This is a genomic window from Falsiroseomonas bella, assembly GCF_003173615.1.
Taxonomy (GTDB): Bacteria; Pseudomonadota; Alphaproteobacteria; order Acetobacterales; family Acetobacteraceae; genus Falsiroseomonas; species Falsiroseomonas bella.
Genome location: NZ_QGNA01000002.1, coordinates 406,393 through 425,664, shown reverse-complemented (window position 1 = coordinate 425,664; position 19,272 = coordinate 406,393). Strand labels below are relative to the sequence as shown.

General features: G+C 72.4%; 20 protein-coding genes. 11 read left to right on the top strand and 9 right to left on the bottom strand.

Annotated features, from left to right (window positions below; all coding sequences use genetic code 11):
- Positions 1-15: 15 nt before the first annotated feature.
- Together DFH01_RS10300 and DFH01_RS10295 are read right to left on the bottom strand one after the other, a co-directional pair.
- Positions 16-3,000, bottom strand: a complete 2,985-nt coding sequence (locus tag DFH01_RS10300) for a calcium-binding protein (protein WP_109870348.1) — start codon at positions 2,998-3,000, stop codon at positions 16-18.
- 56 nt (positions 3,001-3,056) lie between these two features.
- A complete protein-coding gene (locus tag DFH01_RS10295; protein ID WP_109870347.1) occupies positions 3,057-3,806 on the bottom strand; it encodes an urease accessory protein UreH domain-containing protein in 750 nt (249 codons plus the stop codon).
- Between the two features lie 115 nt (positions 3,807-3,921).
- Here DFH01_RS10295 and DFH01_RS10290 point away from each other — a divergent pair, with 115 nt between their 5' ends.
- Positions 3,922-4,299, top strand: coding sequence for a septal ring lytic transglycosylase RlpA family protein (locus DFH01_RS10290; RefSeq protein WP_109870346.1), 378 nt, complete (start codon positions 3,922-3,924; stop codon positions 4,297-4,299).
- Positions 4,300-4,324: 25 nt separating this feature from the next.
- Here the strand turns inward: DFH01_RS10290 and DFH01_RS10285 are convergent, their stop codons facing one another.
- A complete protein-coding gene (locus tag DFH01_RS10285) occupies positions 4,325-6,016 on the bottom strand; it encodes a thiamine pyrophosphate-requiring protein (RefSeq protein ID WP_158287696.1) in 1,692 nt (563 codons plus the stop codon).
- 87 nt (positions 6,017-6,103) lie between these two features.
- Between DFH01_RS10285 and DFH01_RS10280 the strand changes: the two genes are divergently transcribed.
- From DFH01_RS10280 to DFH01_RS10260, 5 genes are read left to right on the top strand one after another with little or no spacing between them, the layout of a single operon-like run.
- The gene (locus DFH01_RS10280) at positions 6,104-7,270 is read left to right on the top strand and encodes an ABC transporter substrate-binding protein (protein WP_109870344.1); all 1,167 of its coding nucleotides are present in this window, start codon (positions 6,104-6,106) and stop codon (positions 7,268-7,270) included.
- An 8-nt stretch (positions 7,271-7,278) separates the two neighbouring features.
- On the top strand, positions 7,279-8,154 hold the full coding sequence (locus DFH01_RS10275; protein WP_158287695.1) for a branched-chain amino acid ABC transporter permease: 876 nt from the start codon (positions 7,279-7,281) through the stop codon (positions 8,152-8,154).
- Positions 8,151-9,113 (top strand): branched-chain amino acid ABC transporter permease, encoded by a 963-nt coding sequence (locus tag DFH01_RS10270; RefSeq protein WP_109870342.1) that lies wholly within the window; start codon positions 8,151-8,153, stop codon positions 9,111-9,113. Before DFH01_RS10275 ends, DFH01_RS10270 begins: the two co-directional genes overlap by 4 nt.
- Entirely contained in the window at positions 9,113-9,859 is a 747-nt protein-coding gene (locus tag DFH01_RS10265) for an ABC transporter ATP-binding protein (RefSeq protein ID WP_158287694.1), read from the top strand. The genes DFH01_RS10270 and DFH01_RS10265 overlap by 1 nt, the downstream gene beginning before the upstream one ends.
- Positions 9,852-10,601: an ABC transporter ATP-binding protein gene (locus tag DFH01_RS10260; RefSeq protein WP_199231191.1), complete on the top strand. Its 750-nt coding sequence runs from the start codon at positions 9,852-9,854 to the stop codon at positions 10,599-10,601. The genes DFH01_RS10265 and DFH01_RS10260 overlap by 8 nt, the downstream gene beginning before the upstream one ends.
- Here DFH01_RS10260 and DFH01_RS10255 read toward each other — a convergent pair.
- From DFH01_RS10255 to DFH01_RS10245, 3 genes are read right to left on the bottom strand one after another with little or no spacing between them, the layout of a single operon-like run.
- Positions 10,586-11,929 carry a phenylacetate--CoA ligase family protein gene (locus DFH01_RS10255; RefSeq protein ID WP_109870340.1) on the bottom strand — a complete coding sequence of 448 codons (1,344 nt, stop codon included), beginning with the start codon at positions 11,927-11,929 and terminating at the stop codon, positions 10,586-10,588. The two genes, DFH01_RS10260 and DFH01_RS10255, sit on opposite strands and share 16 nt — an antisense overlap.
- A gap of 54 nt (positions 11,930-11,983) precedes the next feature.
- Positions 11,984-12,379 (bottom strand): PRC-barrel domain-containing protein, encoded by a 396-nt coding sequence (locus tag DFH01_RS10250; protein WP_109870339.1) that lies wholly within the window; start codon positions 12,377-12,379, stop codon positions 11,984-11,986.
- Positions 12,380-12,422: 43 nt separating this feature from the next.
- Entirely contained in the window at positions 12,423-12,917 is a 495-nt protein-coding gene (locus DFH01_RS10245) for a hypothetical protein (RefSeq protein WP_146217029.1), read from the bottom strand.
- 269 nt (positions 12,918-13,186) lie between these two features.
- On the opposite strand from DFH01_RS10245, the gene DFH01_RS10240 reads away from it, so the two are divergent.
- From DFH01_RS10240 to DFH01_RS10230, 3 genes are all read left to right on the top strand, one after another.
- Positions 13,187-13,795, top strand: a complete 609-nt coding sequence (locus DFH01_RS10240; protein ID WP_146217028.1) for a hypothetical protein — start codon at positions 13,187-13,189, stop codon at positions 13,793-13,795.
- A 44-nt stretch (positions 13,796-13,839) separates the two neighbouring features.
- On the top strand, positions 13,840-14,820 hold the full coding sequence (locus DFH01_RS10235) for a twin-arginine translocase TatA/TatE family subunit (protein WP_109870336.1): 981 nt from the start codon (positions 13,840-13,842) through the stop codon (positions 14,818-14,820).
- A 308-nt stretch (positions 14,821-15,128) separates the two neighbouring features.
- A complete protein-coding gene (locus DFH01_RS10230; RefSeq protein ID WP_109870335.1) occupies positions 15,129-16,715 on the top strand; it encodes a 2-isopropylmalate synthase in 1,587 nt (528 codons plus the stop codon).
- 18 nt (positions 16,716-16,733) lie between these two features.
- Here the strand turns inward: DFH01_RS10230 and DFH01_RS10225 are convergent, their stop codons facing one another.
- The 3 genes from DFH01_RS10225 to DFH01_RS10215 all read right to left on the bottom strand — a co-directional run bounded on the left by DFH01_RS10225 (position 16,734) and on the right by DFH01_RS10215 (position 18,157).
- Positions 16,734-16,934 (bottom strand): hypothetical protein, encoded by a 201-nt coding sequence (locus tag DFH01_RS10225; protein WP_109870334.1) that lies wholly within the window; start codon positions 16,932-16,934, stop codon positions 16,734-16,736.
- 63 nt (positions 16,935-16,997) lie between these two features.
- Positions 16,998-17,564: a sigma-70 family RNA polymerase sigma factor gene (locus DFH01_RS10220; protein ID WP_109870810.1), complete on the bottom strand. Its 567-nt coding sequence runs from the start codon at positions 17,562-17,564 to the stop codon at positions 16,998-17,000.
- Between the two features lie 65 nt (positions 17,565-17,629).
- On the bottom strand, positions 17,630-18,157 hold the full coding sequence (locus tag DFH01_RS10215; protein WP_332903275.1) for a sigma-70 family RNA polymerase sigma factor: 528 nt from the start codon (positions 18,155-18,157) through the stop codon (positions 17,630-17,632).
- A gap of 82 nt (positions 18,158-18,239) precedes the next feature.
- Between DFH01_RS10215 and DFH01_RS10210 the strand changes: the two genes are divergently transcribed.
- The gene (locus tag DFH01_RS10210; protein WP_109870333.1) at positions 18,240-18,980 is read left to right on the top strand and encodes a PhyR family response regulator anti-anti-sigma factor; all 741 of its coding nucleotides are present in this window, start codon (positions 18,240-18,242) and stop codon (positions 18,978-18,980) included.
- Between the two features lie 100 nt (positions 18,981-19,080).
- A complete protein-coding gene (locus DFH01_RS10205) occupies positions 19,081-19,245 on the top strand; it encodes a DUF1328 domain-containing protein (protein ID WP_109870332.1) in 165 nt (54 codons plus the stop codon).
- Positions 19,246-19,272 lie beyond the last annotated feature (27 nt).

Genomic DNA, 19,272 nt, shown 5'->3' with positions numbered 1-19,272 from the left:
GCTCGTCGGGCCGCTTCAGCCGATCAGGATGTCCTGGGCGCGCAGCGTGCCGGCGGCGATGCCTTCCAGCAGCACCGAGCCGCCGGTGATCGGCAGCTCAAGCCCGCCGCCGACGGCGCGGAACGCCGCAAGCGCCGCCGCGGCGGTCGCGTGGCCGGCGCCAGCGAGCATCAGCACATCCTCTCCGGGCCGGAAATCGGAGATCACGTCCGCCCCGGCGCCGGCTCCGAGCACGAAGACGTCCTGGCCCTGTCCGCCGATCAGCGTGTCCCTGCCTGCGCCGCCGATCAGGGTGTCAGCCGCCGCGCCGCCGGTCAGCAGGTTCGCCAGCTCGTTGCCCTCGATGCGGTTGGCCAGCGCATTGCCGTGCCCCGTCAGCGTGCCGCCGAGCAGCACGAGTTGCTCCAGGTCGGCAGGCAGGGCGTAGGCGCCCGCCTCCAGCAGCGCGCGGACCGTGTCGATGCCCGCGCCGGGCTCTTCCAGCAGGCGATCGGACAGCGCATCCACCAGGTAGGTGTCGTTGCCGAGGCCGCCGATCAACAGGCTGCCGACTCCCTCGCCGGCCGTCCCATCCAGCGTGTCGGCCCCCTCCCCCCCGCGCAGCTCGGCGCCGCCGTCGGGGCCGGCACGCAGCAGGTCGTCCCCGCCCCCGCCATCCAGCCTGTCCCGGCCCGATCCGCCGTCCAGCATGTCGGCATCGCGGCCACCGGCAAGCGTGTCGTCGCCGGCTCCGCCCACGAGCGAATCGTTGCCGTCGCCTCCGAGCAGGAGGTCCCTGCCGTCGCCGCCGTCCAGCACGTCGCCGCCCGCATTGCCCGAAAGCAGGTCGTCGCCATCCTCCCCCTGCAGCGAGTCGTCGCCGGTCTCGCCCAGCAGCGCATCGTTCCCCGTGCCGCCGCGCAGCCGGTCATTTCCGGCGCCGCCCTCGAGCACGTCCTCGGCCGCGTCGCCGCGCAGCGAATCGTTCCCGTCCTCCCCGCGCAGCAGGTCGGGCGCGTCGCCGCCGGCCAGCGTGTCCGCATCCGCGCCGCCGAGGAGCGTGTCGGCGCCGAGGCCGCCGATCAGGCTGTCGGCACCGGCGCCCCCAAGCAGCAGGTCGTCGCCCGCGCCGCCCTCCAGCGTGTCGAGCCCTGCCCCGCCATCGATCAGGTCGGCCTCGGCTTCACCCTGCAGCCGGTCGTTGCCCTCGGCGCCGCGCAGCGTGTCGTCGCCTTCGGCGCCGGCGAGCGTGTCATCCTCGGTCCCGCCGTCCAGCAGATCGGCGCCGAGGCCGCCGGCAAGGCTGTCCACTCCCGCCCCGCCCGAGAGCGCATCGTCGCCGCCGCCGCCCGAGACCGTGTCGTTGCCGGCGCCCCCCTCCAGCGAGTCGGCGCCATCCGCGCCGAGCAGCAGGTCGCTGCCCTCTCCACCCTCCGCCGAATCCGCATCCGCCCCGCCATCCAGCGTGTCGGCATCCGCCCCGCCTTCCAGACGGTCGGCGCCCGCGCCGCCGGCGAGGCTGTCGGCGCCGTTGCCGCCGAGCAGCACGTCGCCCCCCTCCCCGCCATCGAGCGTGTCGGCGCCGTCCGCGCCATCCAGCGTGTCCGCGCCGCCCGCCCCGGCCAGCAGGTTGGCGCCGGCGTTGCCGAGGAGGCGGTCGGCCAGGGCGGCGCCATAGGCCGCGAGGTCGCCCGCGCCTTCGCGCAGGCGCAGGACTTCCACGCCGCCGGCGATGGTCGCGGCGAAGCCGACGATCATCGTGTCGAAGCCTTCGTCCTCGGCTTCGGTGATCGCGGGCCCCGGCCCCGACAGAACATAGGTGTCGTCGCCCGCGCCGCCGGCCAGCAGGTCCGCGCCCCCGCCGCCATCGAGCGTGTCCGCACCCTCGCCGCCGAGCAGCGTGTCGCCCGAGGCGCCGCCGAGCAGCGAGTCCGCGCCGTCGCCGCCGTCGAGCCACGCGAGTTCGGTGCCGCCAATCAGCGTGTCGTTGCCGGCGCCGCCGGACAGCGTGTCGTTGCCGGCGCTGCCGTTGAGCAGATCGTCGCCCTCGCCGCCATCGAGCGAGTCCTGCCCGGCATTGCCGTCCAGCACGTCGCGGCCGGCGCCGCCATCCAGCGTGTCCTCGCCGTTCTGCCCGCGCAGCGTGTCGTTGCCCTCGCCACCGCGCAGCACGTCGTTGCCGCCGCCGCCGCCGCCGCCCCAGATGACGTCGTTGCCCGCCCCGCCGTCGAGCGTGTCGTTGCCGAGGCTGCCGTCCAGGGCGTCGTTGCCCGCCCAACCCTCCAGGATGTCGTTGCCGGCGCCGCCGTTGATCCCGTCATTGCCGCCAAGGCCGAGGATGAAGTCGGCCCCCACGCCGCCCGAGAGGGAATCCGGGTCCTCCGTGCCCAGGATCACGTTCACCGCCGGGCCGGTCGCCAGGATGGTGACGTCCAGGCTGAAGGCGGCGCCCTGGAGCCCGTCCCAGACCTCGATCAGCACGGGGCGCGTCGTGTCGGCCAGGGTGGCGAGGGCGACGCCGTCGCGCAGCCGCAGCACGTCGCCCTCAACAACGAAGAAGGCGTCGTCCGGCCAGGCGACGCGATAGGAGAGCGGGCCGGGCGTGTCCGGGTCCTCTGCGGCGAGCGTGCCGATGACCGCGCCGGGATCATCCGACAGCACGGCGCCGCCGGAGAGGAAGCGCAGCGCCTGCGGCGGCGTGTCGTCCAGGTCGCGCAGCGCGACCTGCCAGCCCTGCGGCAGGTCCTGCCAGCCGGCGGCGGTGCGGACCGCAAGACCGAAAGCGAAGACGTGGGCGCCCAGGCCCTCGGCGTCGAAGCGCTCGACCGGGGTGATCAGAAGGCGCTGCGCGGCGCGGTCGAAGGCGGCGTCGAAGCGGTTGGCGTCGGCGCCGGTGAGCGCAACCTCGAGCACGCCCCCCGAGAGATCGAGGGTCGCGATCCAGTCGCCGGGGCGGGCATTCTCGAAGATGGTGTCCGGCACGGTCCCCGATACCGTGACCGGGACGACCGGCGTGGACATGACGGCCCCGTCCTGGGAACGGCCCGAGGCTTAGCGGCTGCCGGTTAACGCGTTCTTCAGGCGACCAGCCGCCAGGCCATGCCGGCCAGCACCACCGCGTTCAGGGCGAAGAGCACGGCGCCTGCCAGTTGCAGCCCGGCGCCGGCGCGGCGGAGGAACAGCCGGCCGAGCAGCGCGACGCCGACAAGCGCCGGCACGGTGCCGAGCACAAAGGCGGCCATGGCGATGGCGCCGGCCAGCGCGCTCCCCGTGGCGGCGGCGCCGGCCAGCGCTGCGTAGAGCATCCCGCAGGGCAGCGCCGACAGGGCGAGGCCAAGCCCCACGCCGCGCAGCCCGGTGGGGGCGGCCAGCAACGGCGCGACCAGCCCTCCGAGCCGGGCGGACAGGCCCGGGAGGGCGGGGATCGCGAGGCGGCCATGCGGGCGGAAGCGCTCGGGCAGGCGCTCGGAGGCCTGCAGCGCCATCAGTACGGCCGCCCCGAGCAGCAGCAGGGCGAGCAGCCAGCGCATGCCGCTGAGCTGGGTGACCAGCCCCGCACCAGCCCCCGCCACGGCGCCGAGCAGCGCATAGCCCAGCATCCGGCCAAGATGGTACGGCAGCAGCGCCGCGCCGGAGAGCCGGGCCAGCATGCCCCCGCCGGCGCTCCGATCGGCCCGCGCGCCGGCCTGGGCCAGCACGAAGGGCGCGCACATCCCCGAGCAATGGGTGGCTCCCCCCGCGAGGCCGGCGAGGAACAGGGCGAGCGCCACGGCGGGCACCCCCCCGGGGCCGATGGCAGTCAGGTCGGCGAGGCAGTTGGCCAGCATGGCACCCTTTCCACCATGGCAGGCCTGCCCCTGTCCTTGCGCTGGATCAAGGACTTGCGCCCGGCGGACCGGCCCGGGGTTGCAACATCGGCCGTTGCGGGCTTCCTTGCCCCGCATGAGAGCGACCCCCTGGCGACGGATCCCGTCGCACGCCCTCCTCGCGCTGGTCCTGCTGGCGCCCTTCCAGGCCGAGGCCTTCGACCCCCAGGAGGGAGGCGCGGCGATCTACGCCAAGCGCTTCAATGGGCGGCCCATGGCGAATGGCCGGCCCTTCGATCCCGCAGCGAACCATGCGGCCCACCGGCACCTGCCCTTCGGCACGGTGGCGGAGGTGACGAACCTGCGGACGGGTGCGCGCACCACCGTGGTGATCAGCGACCGGGGGCCCTTCACGCCCGGACGGATCATCGACCTGTCGCCGCGCAGCGCGCGGGAGCTCGGCATCCGCGACGTCGGCCGGGTGGAGATCAGGCCGATCGGCCGCGCCGACTGAGGTTTCGCCTCTTCGACTGGCCGCCTCAGCGGCAGCGAACCGAGACCAGCGCCTGGGTGCCGGCACGCACCGTGGCGATCGCCGCCTGCAGCGCCGCATCGAGGTCCTCGGCGCGCTCCACCCGCCAGCCGCGGCCGCCACAGGCCTCGATGATGCGGACATGGTCGGGGACGGCGCCGAAATCGGAGAGCGGGATCCGGCCCGAGGCGACCGCGGCGCCCTGCGGATACATCGCGGTCGTGGCGCGCTTCACCGCGCCATAGCCGCCGTTATCGAAGATCACGCTCAGCACCGGCAGCCCCTCGGCCGCGCTCGCCTGGTGGCAGACCACGGGATTGGCGAACAGGTAGGACCCGTCGCCGAGGGCGGCGACCACCAGCCGATCGGGCGCGGCGAGCTTGGCGCCGAGCGCCGCCGGCAGGCCCCAGCCGAGCGAGCCGACGGGGGATGAGCCGAAGAAGCTTGCCGGGTGGCGCAGCGTCATCGCCGGGCGGACCAGCGGGTATTCGTTGACCAGCAGCGCATCCGGCGCCGGCCCGCCCAGGGCCGCCGCGAGGCGCGCGGTGACGAAGGCCATGCTCATCTCCGCGCCGCCAGGATCGCGCGCAGCGGCAAGGCCGCGCTCGCGCGCCGTCGCATTCGCCGCGGCGATGGCCGCGCCGCGCGCGGCGATGCGGGCGGCATGCGCCGGCGCCTCGGCCGCCAGCGCAGCGGCGAGCGCGGGCAGGAGTTGGGCGGCGCGGACGGGCAGCGCCGCCTCCCCCCCGAAGCCGCGCATCGGGTAGCGGGCGAAGAGCGGGTCCGGACCGGCGTGGAAGATCCGCGCATCCGGCCGCGGCGCGCGATGCGCCGGGATCCAGGGCACGTCGCATTCCAGCACCAGGATCGCGTCGGATTCCGCGAGCCAGGGATCCACCTCGAAGCCGCCATGCATCGGATGCGCGTTGTCGAGGCTGTGGAAGCGTGGCCGATACTCCACCACGCGCAGCGCGAAGCGCTCCGCGAGATCGGCGAGCATCGCCGGTACCGCCGTATCGCGCCCGGCGGAGGCGGTGATGACCAGCGGCCGCTCGGCAGAGGCGAGCGCAGCGGCGATCAGGGCGACAGTCGTTGCATCGGGCGCGGTCGGCGCGGCGGCGGGCGGATCCGCGCGCTCCGGCATCTCGGGCACCGGCGCGGCCAGCACCTCCCTCGGCAGCATCAGCGCGACCGGGCCCCGCGGATCGGAGCCGGCGATGGCGAGGGCGCGCGCGACGGCGGCCTCGGCCTGTTCCGGGCGGCGCAACTCGTAGTCCCACTTCACCGCCTCGCGCAGCATCGCGCCCTGGTCGAACATCTCCTGCGCCCAGTGGATGTTGAGGCTGCGCGCGCCGGGGGCGCCCGCTTCCAGCAGCGGCGTACGGCCTGCGAGGAAGATCACGGGGACGAATTCGCGCGCGGCATTGAACAGCCCGCCCAGCGCATTCGCCGCGCCGACATTCACATGCACCATCACCGCCTGCGCCTGGCCCGACACCATCGCGTGGCCATGCGCCATGCCGATGGCGAGGTTTTCGTGCGCGCAGAGGATCGGCCGCGGCAGACCCTCCGGCGAACGCGCATAGGCCTCGATGACGGAGGGGAAGTCAGTACCCGAATTGGCGAAGAGGTGCCGCACGCCACGCGCCGCCATCGCCCGCAGCAGCACCGCGCCCGCGCTCTCCCCCGCCGCCGCCATCCGTCCCTCCGGCTTGTCCGAACAACTTCGCAAGCCTAGGCTCCGCGCCAACACCGCGCCAGCGGCGCGGAAGAAGGGAGAGGCAGGATGTCGAAGCTGCATCGTCGGACCTTCGTGGCCACGCTGGCCGCCGGACTCGCCGGCGCGGGCGGCGCGCGGGCGCAAGGCGGCACCGCGACGCTCGGCATCCTCACCGCGCTGTCCGGCCCGCTGGCCGCGCCGGGGCGCTTCCAGATGAATGGCTTCAACCTGGCGCGCGACGAGCTGAACGAGGCCGGCGGCATCGAGGTCGGCGGGCGCAGGCTGCGCGTGGAGCTCAAGGTCTACGACACCCGCGGCAACCCGGCCGAGGGCGCATCCTCCATGCAGCGCCTGACCACCGTGGACCGCGTGCCGGTGGTGCTGGGCGAGCTCTCTTCCGGCGTTGTGCCGGCCGTCGCGCCGATCGCCGAGGAGAACGAGGTGCCGTTCATCATGACGGTGCCGACCGGACCCGGCCTGACGAAGCAGCGCAACCGCTGGGTCTTCCGCGTCAACGCGCACAACGACATGCTCGGCAAGGCGCTGGCCGATTTCGTGGCGCAGCGCGACTGGAAGCCCATCGCCTTCATCGCCTGGAACAACGATGCCGGCCGCGGCGGCGTGCGCGGCATGCAGGAAGCGCTGCCCCAGGGCTTCCCGATCGCCTACACGGGCTACTTCAACGTGGGCGAGGTGGATTTCTCCGCCCACATCACGAACATCCGCAATTCCGGCGCCAAGGCCGTGATGCTGTTCATGGACGAGGAGCCAGGCAGCCTGGCCATCAGCCAGATCCGCGCGGCCGGGCTGCCTGTGCAGCTGATCGGCACGCTGGCGATGGGATCGGACCGCTTCCTGGCGCGGCTCGATGCGCAGCGGCTGAACGGCATGGTGCAGTACAATGCCTTCCCGCCGAACGCGCCGATCCCGCGCATCCAGGCCTTCTCGCAACGCTACCGCGCCCGCTTCAACGAGGAGGCGCACGGCTTCGCCGCGCAATCCTATGACGGCCTGATGGTCGCGGCCGCGGCGATCCGCGCTGCTGGCAGCCTGCAGGGGTCGCGCATCCGCGACGCGCTGGCCCGCATCGAGCACCAGGGCGTCACGGGGCTGATCAAGTTCGACGCCGAAGGCCAGGCGCATCCGCCCGTCTATGTCACCGAATGGTGCGCCGACGGGAAGCGCAGCATCCTCTATCCGGCGGAGCTCGCGGCGGGCTGCGGCGCGGGCTGAGCGTCCGCATGCTGGCCTTCGCCGAGCAGGCCGTGAACGGCCTGATGATGGGCTCGATCTATGTCTTCGTCGCGCTCGGCATGATGCTGATCTACGGCGTCATGCATGTGCTGAACTTCGCGCATGGCGCGCTGTTCATGCTGGGCGGCTATGTCGCGCAGACCATCTTCATGCGGGTCTTCGACAACTACCTGCTGGCGGTGGCCGGCGCGGTGCTGTTCCTGATCCTGATCGGCGCGCTTCTGGAACGTGGCGTCTTCGCGCCGCTGCGCGGCAATCTGCGCAACCAGGTGATTGCCTCGCTCGGCCTCGTACTGGTGATCCAGAACACGGTCGTCGCGGTGTTCGGGCCGAATGCGCTGCAATTCCCGGTGCAGGCGACGCGCGCGACGGTGCAGCTCGGCCCGCTTTCCTTCGCGGTGCAGCACCTGCTGATCATCGCGGTGGGCGCCGCCTGCGTCGCGGCGCTCTTCGCCTTCCTGCACCTGACGAAGCTCGGCACCGCGCTGCGCGCCGTCTCGCAGAATCCGCGCGGCGCGCTGGTGGTGGGGATCGACGTGGAGGCGACGCACAAGCTCGCCTTCGCGCTGTCCATGGCGCTGGCGGCGATCGGCGGCGCGCTGCTCGGGCCGCTGTTCCTGGTCTTCCCGCAGATGGGCGACCTGCCGCTGGTGAAGGGGCTGGCTGGCATCGTGCTGGGCGGCATGGGCTCGATCCCCGGCGCGGTGCTCGGCGGGCTCGCCATCGGCGTGATCGAGGCGACCTCGACGCTGGTGCTGCCGACGGACTGGAAGGACGTGGTGGTGTTCTGCACCATCGTCGTCGTCCTGCTGCTGCGTCCGCAGGGGCTGTTCGGCCTGCGCACCCGGGACGACCACGGATGAGCCGCATGGCCGTGCTGGCCTTCTGCCTCGCCGTTCCGGCGCTGGTCTGGGGCATCGCGCAGGGCGGGCTGCCGCCCTATCTGCTGCATATCCTGGCGCTGGCCTGCACCTATGCGATCCCGGCGATCGGGCTGAACATCATGCTCGGCTATGCAGGGCTGGTCTGCCTCGGCCATGCGGCCTTCGTCGGGCTCGGCGCCTATACGCTCGGCATCCTCGCCGTGGATCACGGCTGGAGCTTCTGGGGCGCGCTGCCGCTGGCGGCTGTGGTGGCGGGCGTGGCGGGTGGTGCGCTCGGCGCCGTGACGCTCCGGCTGCGCACGCATTTCTTCATGATCGCGACGCTCGCTTTCGGCCTCGTGCTGCATGCGGTGATGAACAACTGGGAGGAGCTGACGCGCGGACCCGTCGGCCTGCCCGGCATCCCGCGACCCGAAGGCTTCACCCTGCTCGGGCTGGACTTCGCCTTCCGCCGCCTGCCGGATTTCGCGGCCTTCGCGGTGGGCGCGACGGCGGTGGCCTTCGCGATCTCGGCGCTGCTGATCCGCTCCGACTTCGGCCGGATGCTGGTGGCGATCCGGCAGGACGAGACGCTGGCGGCCGCGAAGGGCGTGAACGTCACCGCTGGCAAGGTGCTGGCCTTCGCGATCGGCGCCGCCATCGCCGGCGCGGGCGGTGCGGTGAAGGCGGCCTTCCTGCGCGTCTCGGCGCCGGCCTCCTTCGAGTATCTCGAGGGCATCAACCTGGTGCTGATCGTGATCATCGGCGGCGCGGGGCGGCTTTCGGGGCCGCTGCTCGGCGCGCTGCTGTTCGTCGCGCTGCCCGAATACCTGCGCGTCGCCGCGGAATGGCGGCTGGTGTTCTTCGGCGTGGCGCTGGTGATGCTGATGCGTTTCGCGCCGGAAGGCCTGGCCGGCATCCTGGCGCGCGTGTTCCGGCGCAGGGCAGCCGCGGCCTGATGCTGCTGGAAGCGCGCGATCTGACAAAGAACTTCGGCGGCGTGCGGGCGCTGGACGGGGCCGGCTTCGCCATTGCGGAGGCCGGGATCGTCGGGCTGATCGGGCCCAACGGCGCGGGCAAGACGACGCTCTTCGACATGATCGCGGGGCGGCAGTTTCCGGATGCGGGACGCGTGACGCTGGACGGACGCGACGTGACCGGCTTGCCGCCGGAGCGGCGCGCGGCGCTCGGCCTGGCGCGCACCTTCCAGGAATGCCGCGTCTTCCCCGAATGGACGCTGCGCGAAAACCTGCTCTTCGCCGCGCGGCCGCGCAGCTTCGCCTCCGCGCTGCTGCGCGCCTTCACGCGGCAGGAAGCGCTGCCCGGTGGCGCGGCCGCGCGGGCGGAGGAATTGCTGCGGCTCGCGACGCTCGATGCCTATGCCGACGCGCCGGCCTCGATCCTCTCCTTCGGGCAGCGGCGGATGCTGGAGATCGCGAGTGCGCTGATGACGCGGCCGCGCTGGCTGCTGCTGGACGAGCCCGCTGCGGGGATCAATCCCGGCCTGCTCGATGCACTCGGGCGCTTCCTGCGGCGGGCGCATGCGGACCAGGGCGGTCTGTTCCTCATCGTCGAGCACAACATGGAGTTCATCATGGGGCTCGCCGGACGGATCATCGTGATGCACCAGGGCGCGGTGCTGGCGGATGGACCGCCCGAGGCCGTGCAGTCGGACGAAGCGGTCATCGAGGCCTATCTTGGCTGAGAATGCGCTTCTGAAGGCCGAGGCGGTCTCCGCCGGCTATGGCGGGCGGATGATCGTGGAGGATGTTTCGCTCAGCGTCGCGCCGGGCGAGGTGCTGTGCCTGCTCGGGCACAACGGCGCGGGCAAGTCCACGCTGCTGCGCGCCTTCTTCGGCCTGCTGCCGGGGCGCACCGGGCATGTGGCGGTCGCGGATCGCAGCCTGGATGGGCTCACGCCGCGCGGCGTGCTGCTCACCGGCCTCGCCTATGTACCGCAGGAGCGCAGCGTCTTCCCGAAGCTGACGGTGCGCGAGAACCTGCGCATGGGCGGCTATGCGCTGGACGACGCGGCGCTGCTGGCGCGGCGCGTCGAGCAGGCGCTGGACGTCTTCCCCCGCCTGCGCGAGCGCATCGGGCAACTCGCAGGCACGCTCTCGGGCGGGGAGCAACGGATGCTGGAGGTGGCGCGCACGCTGCTGCTCGACCCGCGCGTGGTGATGCTGGACGAGCCCTCCATCGGCCTCGCGCCGCGGCTGGCGGAGCAGGTCTTTTCGACCATTCGCGATCTGGCGGCGCAGGGGCGCGGCATCCTGCTGGTGGAGCAGTCCGTCAAGCGCGCGCTCGCCGTCTCCGACCGGGCGGTGGTGATGGAGATGGGACGGATCGTGCTGGAGGATTCCGCGGCGGCGCTGGCCTCGGACGACCGGGTGGCGAAGCTCTACATGGGCGCGGCGGGTAAGGCGTTCGATCAGCCGCCCCGCTGATCCAGCCAGCGCTTCGCCTTCCACGATTCGCCCTCGATCCGCTCCACCAGCGTCACGCGCGGGGTGACGCCGATGGCATCCTTCACGCGCTGTGCCAGCAGCCCTTCCGGTGCCGCGCCTGGTTCGGCCACCACCGTCAGCATGAACTCGTCCATGCCGAGCGCGCCGCTGCGGGAAATCTCGAACCGGAAGTCGCGCACGGCGGCCACGCCCTCCACCGCCGCGAGGGCGAGCGCCGGATTCACCAGCATGCCGCGGATCTTGGTGAGATCGTCGGCGCGGCGCGGCGTGCCGAGGATGCGCTCCGTCACCCGGCCGCAATGCGGGCAGCGCGCGGTGCTGCGAACGCCGAGGTCGCCCACCGCATAGCGCAGCAGCAGCGTGCCGCGGCGGCGCATGTGGGAGAGCAGGATCAACCCCTCCTCGCCATCCGGCAGCGGCGCATGCGTGATGGGGTCCACCACGTCGATCGCAATGGCCTCGGGATGCGGGTTGTGCAGGCCCTGGCCCGCGGCGCATTCCACCAGCCCGCCCTGGATCTCCGTCATGCCGTAGCTGATCGAGACCCGCGCATCCGGCGCGCCGATCGCGGCGAGGCGCGCCAGCAGGTCTCCCCTGCCCTCCTCCGAAAGGCCCTCGCCGGTGACGAAGACCAGGCGGATGTCGGGCAGCGCGACGCCGAGCTCGCCCGCGCGCGCCACCACGCGTCGCATGTAGGATGGCACGCCCCAGAGGATGGTCGGGCGCGCCCGCGCGAGCGTCGCGACGACCGCGTCCAGCTCCTGCCCCACGGTGAAGCCCGGCCCCGGATTGCCGGGCAGCGCGCTGACCACCGGGATGTGCAGCGCGGCCGCTGCGTGCAGCACGCGGATGAAGGCGCCATGCGGATGCCGCGTCAGCGGAAAGAGGTTCGCGATGCGGTCGCCCTGCGTGACGCCGCGGATCTCCAGCATCCGCCGCTGCACGACAAGGATGTCCCAGAAGTCGGAGGTGGTGCTGACGAAGGGCGTCGGCCGGCCGCTGCTGCTGCCGGTGGTGTACATCGTGTCCCAGACGACGCGCTGTTCCTCCGGCAGCTCGGCGCCGTCGAGGTCCAGCACCGCGTCCGCGGGCCGCTCCATCAGCTCGGCCTTGGTGGTGACCGGAAGGCGCGCAAGGTCCGCGGGCGTGACGAGATCGGCCCGGGTCAGCCCGGCTTCGGCCAGCTTGCGGCGCGTCAGCGCGTGGCGCGTGGCGGCGAGGTCGAGTGTCGCGCGCAGCGCCGCATGGCGCTCAGCGGTGATGACCTCCCAATCCGCGGGGAAGTCGGAAGTCTTGCCGGTGTCCATCCACGCATGCTGCGCGGGCGCCGGCCGCCCGGCAACCGGTGCGGCCAGCAGCAGTCAGATCCGCGGGAAAGGCAGGCCGTAGTAGCCGTGGAGGGACTCCCCGTAGAGCGGATCGCGCCACGGCGTCTCGTCGCGCGCGAAGCTCGGCGCCGCCTGCAGCCGCTCATGCGGGATGTCCACGACATAGCCGCCGAGCGCCGGATCGTAGGTGAGCTTTTCCCAGGGGAGCGGGTGGTAGCGCTCGCCGATGCCGAGGAAGCCGCCGAAGCTCATCACGGCATAGCGGACCTTGCCCGAGCGCTTCTCGATCATGAGGTTGTAGACGGAGCCGAGCCTCTCACCGCCGGTGTCGTAGACCGGCGTGCCCTCGACCTTGTCGGAGGCGATGAGGTTGTCGGTTTCGGTGGTCGCAACGCCTCCGGCCGCGCCGCCCGACCTGCTGTGCTGCATGGACTGACCCTCCTGTCGAGTTGAACGGGGCGGCCGGCGCTGTTCAGCTGGCCCAGCCGCCCGAGGCGCGCTCCGCGCCGATGCCCCGGCCGGAGCGCCGTTCGTAGCGGCGCTCCAGGTGCTCTCCGGCCCTTGGCGGCAGCCAGGTCATCGCGTTCTGCACCCGGATCAGCGCCTCCCGCGCCTGCGCCAGGGCGCGCTCGCCGCGCGGCGAGGGATCCTGGCGCCGCAGCAGCACCAGCGCGCGCCGCAGCTGGTGGACGGCACGTTCCATCCGCCCATAGGCGCGGCGCTGCACGTGGTCGTTCCAGGCGAGGCTCAGCGCGTGGGCCGGACCCGCGCGGCGTCGTTCATCCTCCCGGCCCATGCGGTAACCTTGCTCGAAGGCTTCGCCGGCCATGCGGTCACGCTGCCCCCATGTCGCCGCCGCGGAGGGGTAGCTGTCGGGGCGGCCGTCCTGGGCGAGGACGGGCTGGGCCGACAGGCCGGCGCAAAGCAGCGCGGCAAGCGGCAGCACGCTCCTCCTGGCAATCGTCATCGGCTGGCTCCCGTTGCTGTCTGGCTCCGCGCGAGACCTGGGCGGCGCGGCGGACGGCCGCACTCCGCGTCGCTACCTAGGCAACCGTTGCGCAGCGCCGGCGGCCGACGGGGGGCGTCGCGACTACGTAGCAGCACGGACTGCCGGGCCGGTCGGGGCGTTCAATCTGCCGCGGGCGCCGCACCAGCCTGCGGAGCCCAGTGGCCGCCCATGCGCTTCGATCCGTGCGGTCGGCTCTGCGGCGCGACGAGACTGCAGGAGGAACGCAGATGACACGAAAGCACATGGCGCCGATCCCGATCGCCGCAGCGCTTTTGGGCGCCACCTTCCTCGCCGCGCCGCCTGCCGCGGCGCAGCAGGACCGGTGGCAGCAGCAGGATCGCTGGCAGGGGCAGGATTGGCGCGGCAGGTCGCCGGATTCCTACGACCGTTCCATGGATCAGCAGCGCTGGCGGCAGGACAACCGCCGAAGCGAGGGCATGCAGCGCGCGGACCGGGAAGCCTTCGCACGCGGCTACCGCGCCGGGCGCGAGGACGAGCGGCGGCGCCGCTCGATGGGGTCCTCCGGCGCCGGCGACCGTACGCAGTCCTACGGCGGCGGCGGCAGCGGCGACACGGATTGGTGGATCGTCGTGCCGGACATCCTGCCGGATACGCCACGCTACCGGGGCATGCAGGACTACGCGCTGATGCCCGACTACAGCCGTTCGATGGATTGGCTGCTGACGGCCGCGCAGAGCCTGCGCGAAGCGATCCAGGCGATGGCGCAGCAGCCCTCGAGCGAGCGGCGCAACCAGGCGATCAGGCGCGCGAACGAGGCGTTGGTCGAGACGCAGCAGGCGATGGTCGGCCTGCCGCCGGAACTCCGCCAGCGCTGACAGCGTCTGGCGACATGACATTCCAGCACGGAAGGAGATTGCAGATGGCGATGAAGACGAACATCACGACGGCCATGGCGCTGGCCGCGGGGATGGCACTGGCGGGCCATGCCGGCGGCGCGGCAGCGCAGGGCTATACGGGCGGCAGCGCCGGGCAGGACCGCTTCGGCGGGTCGCAATATGGCGGCAGCCAGTATGGCGGGGGCCAGTTCGGCAGCGGCGGCGACCAGTCCTGGCGCGACCAGTTCGAGCGCGGCTACCGGCTCGGGCGCGACGAGGAGCGCCGGCGCGGTATGGGCACCATGGGTCAGGGCAGCATGGGCAGCATGGGCCAGGGCGGCATGGGCATGCGCGACGACGACCGGCAGCGCTTCGGCAGCCAGTCCGGGGCCTCCCCCTATTCCGGGCAGGGCCCGTACGGCCAGGGCACCTTCGGCCCCGGTCAAGGTGGGGGCTGGGGCAACCAGCAGGCTGGTTGGAACGACGACCAGGGTGTCCTGATCCTGCTCATCGAGCGTGATCGCCAGCAGCAGGCGATGCGCGACCTCCGCCAGTCCCTGCGGGAAGCGCGCAATGCGATGCAGCAGGGCGACCAGTCCCGCGCCCGGCAGGCGCTGGACGAGGCCGACCGGACGCTCCGCCAGGCCGATGCGCTGCAAAGCCAGCAGCGGATCGAGCAGTCCTTGAGCCAGGCCGAGCAGGCGTTGCAGCGCGGTGATCGCCAGGGCGTGCAGCAGGCGCTGCAGCAGGCCCGCCAGGCGATGCGCGAGGGCAGCGACAGCACCAGCGGCAGCCGCTCCCAGTCCTCCAGCCAGACATCGGGCAGCGGCATGACGGGCACGGGGTCCCAGGGCAGCACCGGGACGGGCGCGAGCTCGGGCACGGGCAGCACCGGCAGCATCAACTCCGGCGGCAGCACCGGCACCAACTCGGGCAGCAGCACCTCCGGCAGCAGCGGCACGTCGGGCAGCAGCGGCAGCAGCTCCGGCAGCGGCACGAGCGGGACGGGCCAGTCCACCCGCTGAGGCCCGGCGACGGCGCGCGGCGGCAGGAAGGCGCCGCCGCGTACCGCTGCGCGAAGCTTGCACCCCGGGGCCGGCGCCGCTAGCTTGCGCCCGCCATGACCGCGCGTGTGCCCCGCACCGAGCCTGTCGCCGACCTGCGGGTCGGCCTTGGCCCGCGGCCGGCCGCCGCCCTCGCGCTCCTTCGACTTCGTCGCCCCTGGGCGTGACGCCCGGTCGCTGACGGCCGGGTCCGCTCAGGGGAAGCCCCCTCGGGGGCGCATAGGCGCCGCGCGCGCCTCCGCGGAACGACAGTCGCAAGGAACGCCTTCATGCCGATCACCCATCCCTCCTTCGGGACCCTGGACCCCGACCGCATCATCGTCTTCGACACCACGCTGCGCGACGGCGAGCAGTCGCCCGGCTTCTCCATGAACCTCGAGGAGAAGCTGCGCATGGCCGAGGCCCTGGCGGAGCTCGGCGTGGACGTGATGGAGGCCGGCTTCCCGATCGCTTCCGTCGGCGATTTCGAGAGCGTGCAGGCCATCGCGCAGAAGTTCAGCAAGGACGGCCCGGTGGTGTGCGGCCTGGCGCGCACCGCGGCGGGCGACATCGCGCGCGCGGCGGAGGCGATCAAGCCGGCGGCGCGCGGGCGCATCCACACCTTCGTCTCGACCAGCCCGCTGCACATGCGCGTCAAGCTGCGCATGGAGCCGGAGCAGGTGCTGGAGCTGGTGACGAGCTCCGTCACCATGGCGCGCAACCTCACCGCCGACGTGGAATGGAGCGCCGAGGACGGCACTCGCACCGAGCCTGATTTCCTCTGCCGCTGCGTCGAGGCCGCGATCAAGGCCGGCGCGACGACGATCAACGTCCCCGACACCGTGGGCTACGCCGTGCCGGAGGACATCAGCCGGATCTTCACCATGCTGCGAGAGCGCGTGCCGGGTGCGGAGCGCGTGATCTTCTCGGCGCACAACCACAACGACCTCGGCCTTGCCGTGGCGAACACGCTGGCCGCGATCCGCGCGGGCGTGCGGCAGATCGAGTGCACCATCAACGGGATCGGCGAGCGCGCGGGCAATGCCAGCCTCGAGGAGATCGTGATGGCGCTGCGCACGCGCCACGACGCGATCCCGGTGGAGAACGGCGTGAAGACGCCGAACATCCTTCGCACCTCCCGCCTGCTGGCGACCATCACCGGCTTCGACGTGCAGCCGAACAAGGCGATCGTCGGGCGCAACGCCTTCGCGCATGAGTCCGGCATCCACCAGGACGGCGTGCTGAAGGACAAGTCCACCTACGAGATCATGACGCCCGAGAGCGTCGGCTGGTCCACCTCCTCGCTCGTGCTCGGCAAGCATTCGGGCCGCGCGGCGTTCCGCGACAAGCTGAAGTCCATGGGCTACGAGCTCGGCGACAATGCCCTGAACGACGCCTTCAAGCGCTTCAAGGACCTCGCCGACCGCAAGAAGGTCGTCTACGACGAGGACTTGGTCGCGCTGGTGGATGACGAGGTCGTGCGCGCGAACGACCGCATCAAGCTGACGGGCCTGTCCGTTTCCACCGGGATGCACACCCGCCCGATCGCCTCCATCCAGCTCGAGGTGGATGGCGAGGTGCGCGAGGGCGTGGCCGGCGGCGATGGCGGCGTGGACGCGACCTTCGCCGCGCTGCGCCTGGCCTTCCCGCATGAGGTGAACCTCAAGCTCTACGCCGTGCAGAGCGTGACCGGCGGCACCGACGCGCAGGCGCGCGTGACCGTGCGGCTGGAGGAGCAGGGCAAGCTGGTGGACGGCCAGGGCGCCGACACCGACACCATCGTGGCCTCGGCCCGCGCCTATGTGCACGCGCTGAACAAGCTGCTGGTCAAGCGGGCGCGCACCGCGCCGGAGGACATGGCCGCACCCGCGGCCTGACGCTGCCGCAGCCGGCGCTCACTTCGAGCGCCGGCGCTTGTCCTCCTCGATCAGCTTCGCGAGCTCCGGCGGCACCGGCTCCTGCGTCACGCTGTCGTAGAGCTGGTGCAACCGGTCATGCAGCCAGACGTCGAACGCGCTCTCGGCGCCCGCCGGCCGTTCCGCGGCAGCGGGCGCCGTGTTCTCGGTCTGCTTCTGACGGTTCTCGTCCTCATCCATGCCGGTCGCCGTCCCCGATGCCGCCGCGGCCCTGCACCGACGGCGGCACCGACCGGCTCGATATTACGCGGCGCCGCTATTCTCGCCAAGTTCGGCGGAACGATGCCGGGACGTCTCCGCACGCGACGGCTCGGCGCGCGGCGTGGGGCGATCCTCGCCCATCAGCCAGGCCTGCAGCTGGCGGCGCGCGCGGAACACGCGACTCTTCGCGGTGCCCACGGCGCAGCCCGTCGCGCCGGCCACCTCCTCATAGGAAAGGCCCTGCAGCACCACCATGAAAAGCGCCTCCCGCTGGTCCACCGGCAGGCGGTTCACCGCGCGGCCGAGCTCCTTGAGCACGAGGCGGTCCTCATGCGTCGCGCCGACCGCGAAGGCGCCCGCGGGCAGGTCCTCGATGTCCGTGGTGTCGCGCTGCTTCCGCAGCGTGGAGATGAAGCGGTTGCGCAGGATGCGGTGCATCCACGCGGCGAAGTTCGTGCCCGGCGTGAAGCTGTCCTGCGCTGCCAGCGCGTTCGCCACCGCGTCCTGCACCAGATCCTCGGCTGCAGCGCGATTGCGCGTGAGCGCGAGCGCCTGCACCCGGAGCCGGGGCAGAAGGGTGATGAGCTGCGCGTGGAATTCGTTGGGCATCATTCGCTCCCGTCCTGATGCCTGTTCTATGGCCGGGGCCCCTGCCCGGTTGCGTCGCAGATCCGTTACCGCATCACAGGACCGAGAGACTTCGCCAGCGCATCACGCGCGCGAGAGACGCGCGCCTTCATCGTGCCGACCGGCACGCGGCAGATCGCCGCGGCCTGCTCGTGGCTCAGCCCCTGCGCGCCGACCAGCACCAGCGCCTCGCGCAGCGCCGGCGGCAGGGCGGCGAGCGCGCGCGACAGGTCGCGCATGCGCGCCATCGTTTCCTGTCCGCCGCTCCGTCCCTCGTCCTCGCACGGTCGTGACAACATCCCGGCCTGCTCCCGCTTCCGGCGGCGCCAATCCTCGCGGAAGGCGTTGCGCAGGATGGCCATGCCCCAGGGCCGCATCGCCGATCGCAGGTCGCCCTCGTGTTCCGGCGGCAGGACGAAGCCATGCAGGCCACGCAGCATCCTCAACACCGCCTCCTGCACCAGATCGTCGGCCTCCGCTCGCGAAGCGGTGAGCAGACGAGCCGCGGCGCGCAGCTCCGGCAACAAATCCGCGATGGTTGCGCGCTGGACCTCTCGTTCGTCTTGCCGATCCACTCGTCACCGCATATCAGCGTCAGGCGGCTGGATCGCATGGACACGCGGCGTTGCCCAGTGCAGAGCAGGGGATGACGTGCAGATGAGCGACATGGACCGCGCGGCGATGCTAGAGGCGTTGCCGTTTGCCCGTCGCTTCGCGCGGGCGATTGCAGGAAGCCAGCAGGGCGGCGACGCCATGGTCGCGGACGCGCTGCGCGAAGGCGTGACACCCGTGCCCGGGCCGGATGGCGCGAAGCTTGCGCTGTTCGCCGGTGTCGCGCGCGTCGCGCGGCGCATGCCCGAGGCTGCGCATGCGCAGCCCTCCCGCCTCGGCCGCATGCTCTTGCTGCTGACCTCGCTCGAGGAGCTGGATGCCGCGACCGCCGCCGCCGTGCTCGGTCTCGACACCGACGAAGCGGAGGCGCAGCTCGCCAAGGCGCGCGACCGGCTGCGCGCCGCCACCGCCGCGCGCGTCCTGATCATCGAGGACGAGGCGATCATCGCCATGGACCTGCAGCAGCTGGTCGAGAGCGCCGGCCATGACGTGGTCGGCGTCGCCGCCACCGAGGACGAGGCAGTGGCGATCGCCGAGAGCGAGCGCCCTAGCCTGGTGCTTGCCGACATCAATCTCGGCCATGGCGGCGACGGCGCCTCCGCGGTGGAGCGCATCCTCGCCCGGCACGCGACGCCGGTGATCTTCGTCACCGCATACCCCGAGCGGCTGCTGACGGGGCGGCGGGTCGAGCCGGCCTTCGTCATCGCCAAGCCCTTCGAGCCCACGGCGCTTGCCGTCGCGACCTACCAGGCGGTGACGCGGGACCTGCCGATGGGCACGGGCTGAGGAACCCGGCCGCCGGGCTGCCTTCACGGCAGCCCGTTGCGCAGGGCAACCGACGGCCGATGGGCGCGTTGCAGCGCGCACAATCGACGGAGGTCACGCCGTGCTCTACTGGACCCTGGTCTTCCTCGTCATCGCGCTGGTCGCCGGGCTGTTCGGCTTCGGCGGCATCGCCTCGGCCTCGGCCGGCGTCGCGCAGATCCTTTTCGCGATCTTCGTGGTGCTGTTCCTGGTCAGCCTCGTCGTCGGCCTGGTGCGCCGGCGCTGACGCCGCCCGGAGCGGGAACAGGAGCGG

Excerpts from the sequence above, each read along its gene's own strand:
- DFH01_RS10300 (WP_109870348.1), bottom strand. The coding sequence starts at position 3,000 with ATGTCCACGCCGGTCGTCCCGGTCACGGTATCGGGGACCGTGCCGGAC.
- DFH01_RS10295 (WP_109870347.1), bottom strand. The coding sequence starts at position 3,806 with ATGCTGGCCAACTGCCTCGCCGACCTGACTGCCATCGGCCCCGGGGGG.
- DFH01_RS10290 (WP_109870346.1), top strand. The coding sequence starts at position 3,922 with ATGAGAGCGACCCCCTGGCGACGGATCCCGTCGCACGCCCTCCTCGCG.
- DFH01_RS10285 (WP_158287696.1), bottom strand. The coding sequence starts at position 6,016 with ATGGCGGCGGCGGGGGAGAGCGCGGGCGCGGTGCTGCTGCGGGCGATG.
- DFH01_RS10280 (WP_109870344.1), top strand. The coding sequence starts at position 6,104 with ATGTCGAAGCTGCATCGTCGGACCTTCGTGGCCACGCTGGCCGCCGGA.
- DFH01_RS10275 (WP_158287695.1), top strand. The coding sequence starts at position 7,279 with ATGCTGGCCTTCGCCGAGCAGGCCGTGAACGGCCTGATGATGGGCTCG.
- DFH01_RS10270 (WP_109870342.1), top strand. The coding sequence starts at position 8,151 with ATGAGCCGCATGGCCGTGCTGGCCTTCTGCCTCGCCGTTCCGGCGCTG.
- DFH01_RS10265 (WP_158287694.1), top strand. The coding sequence starts at position 9,113 with ATGCTGCTGGAAGCGCGCGATCTGACAAAGAACTTCGGCGGCGTGCGG.
- DFH01_RS10255 (WP_109870340.1), bottom strand. The coding sequence starts at position 11,929 with ATGGACACCGGCAAGACTTCCGACTTCCCCGCGGATTGGGAGGTCATC.
- DFH01_RS10250 (WP_109870339.1), bottom strand. The coding sequence starts at position 12,379 with ATGCAGCACAGCAGGTCGGGCGGCGCGGCCGGAGGCGTTGCGACCACC.
- DFH01_RS10245 (WP_146217029.1), bottom strand. The coding sequence starts at position 12,917 with ATGACGATTGCCAGGAGGAGCGTGCTGCCGCTTGCCGCGCTGCTTTGC.
- DFH01_RS10240 (WP_146217028.1), top strand. The coding sequence starts at position 13,187 with ATGACACGAAAGCACATGGCGCCGATCCCGATCGCCGCAGCGCTTTTG.
- DFH01_RS10235 (WP_109870336.1), top strand. The coding sequence starts at position 13,840 with ATGGCGATGAAGACGAACATCACGACGGCCATGGCGCTGGCCGCGGGG.
- DFH01_RS10230 (WP_109870335.1), top strand. The coding sequence starts at position 15,129 with ATGCCGATCACCCATCCCTCCTTCGGGACCCTGGACCCCGACCGCATC.
- DFH01_RS10225 (WP_109870334.1), bottom strand. The coding sequence starts at position 16,934 with ATGGATGAGGACGAGAACCGTCAGAAGCAGACCGAGAACACGGCGCCC.
- DFH01_RS10220 (WP_109870810.1), bottom strand. The coding sequence starts at position 17,564 with ATGCCCAACGAATTCCACGCGCAGCTCATCACCCTTCTGCCCCGGCTC.
- DFH01_RS10210 (WP_109870333.1), top strand. The coding sequence starts at position 18,240 with ATGAGCGACATGGACCGCGCGGCGATGCTAGAGGCGTTGCCGTTTGCC.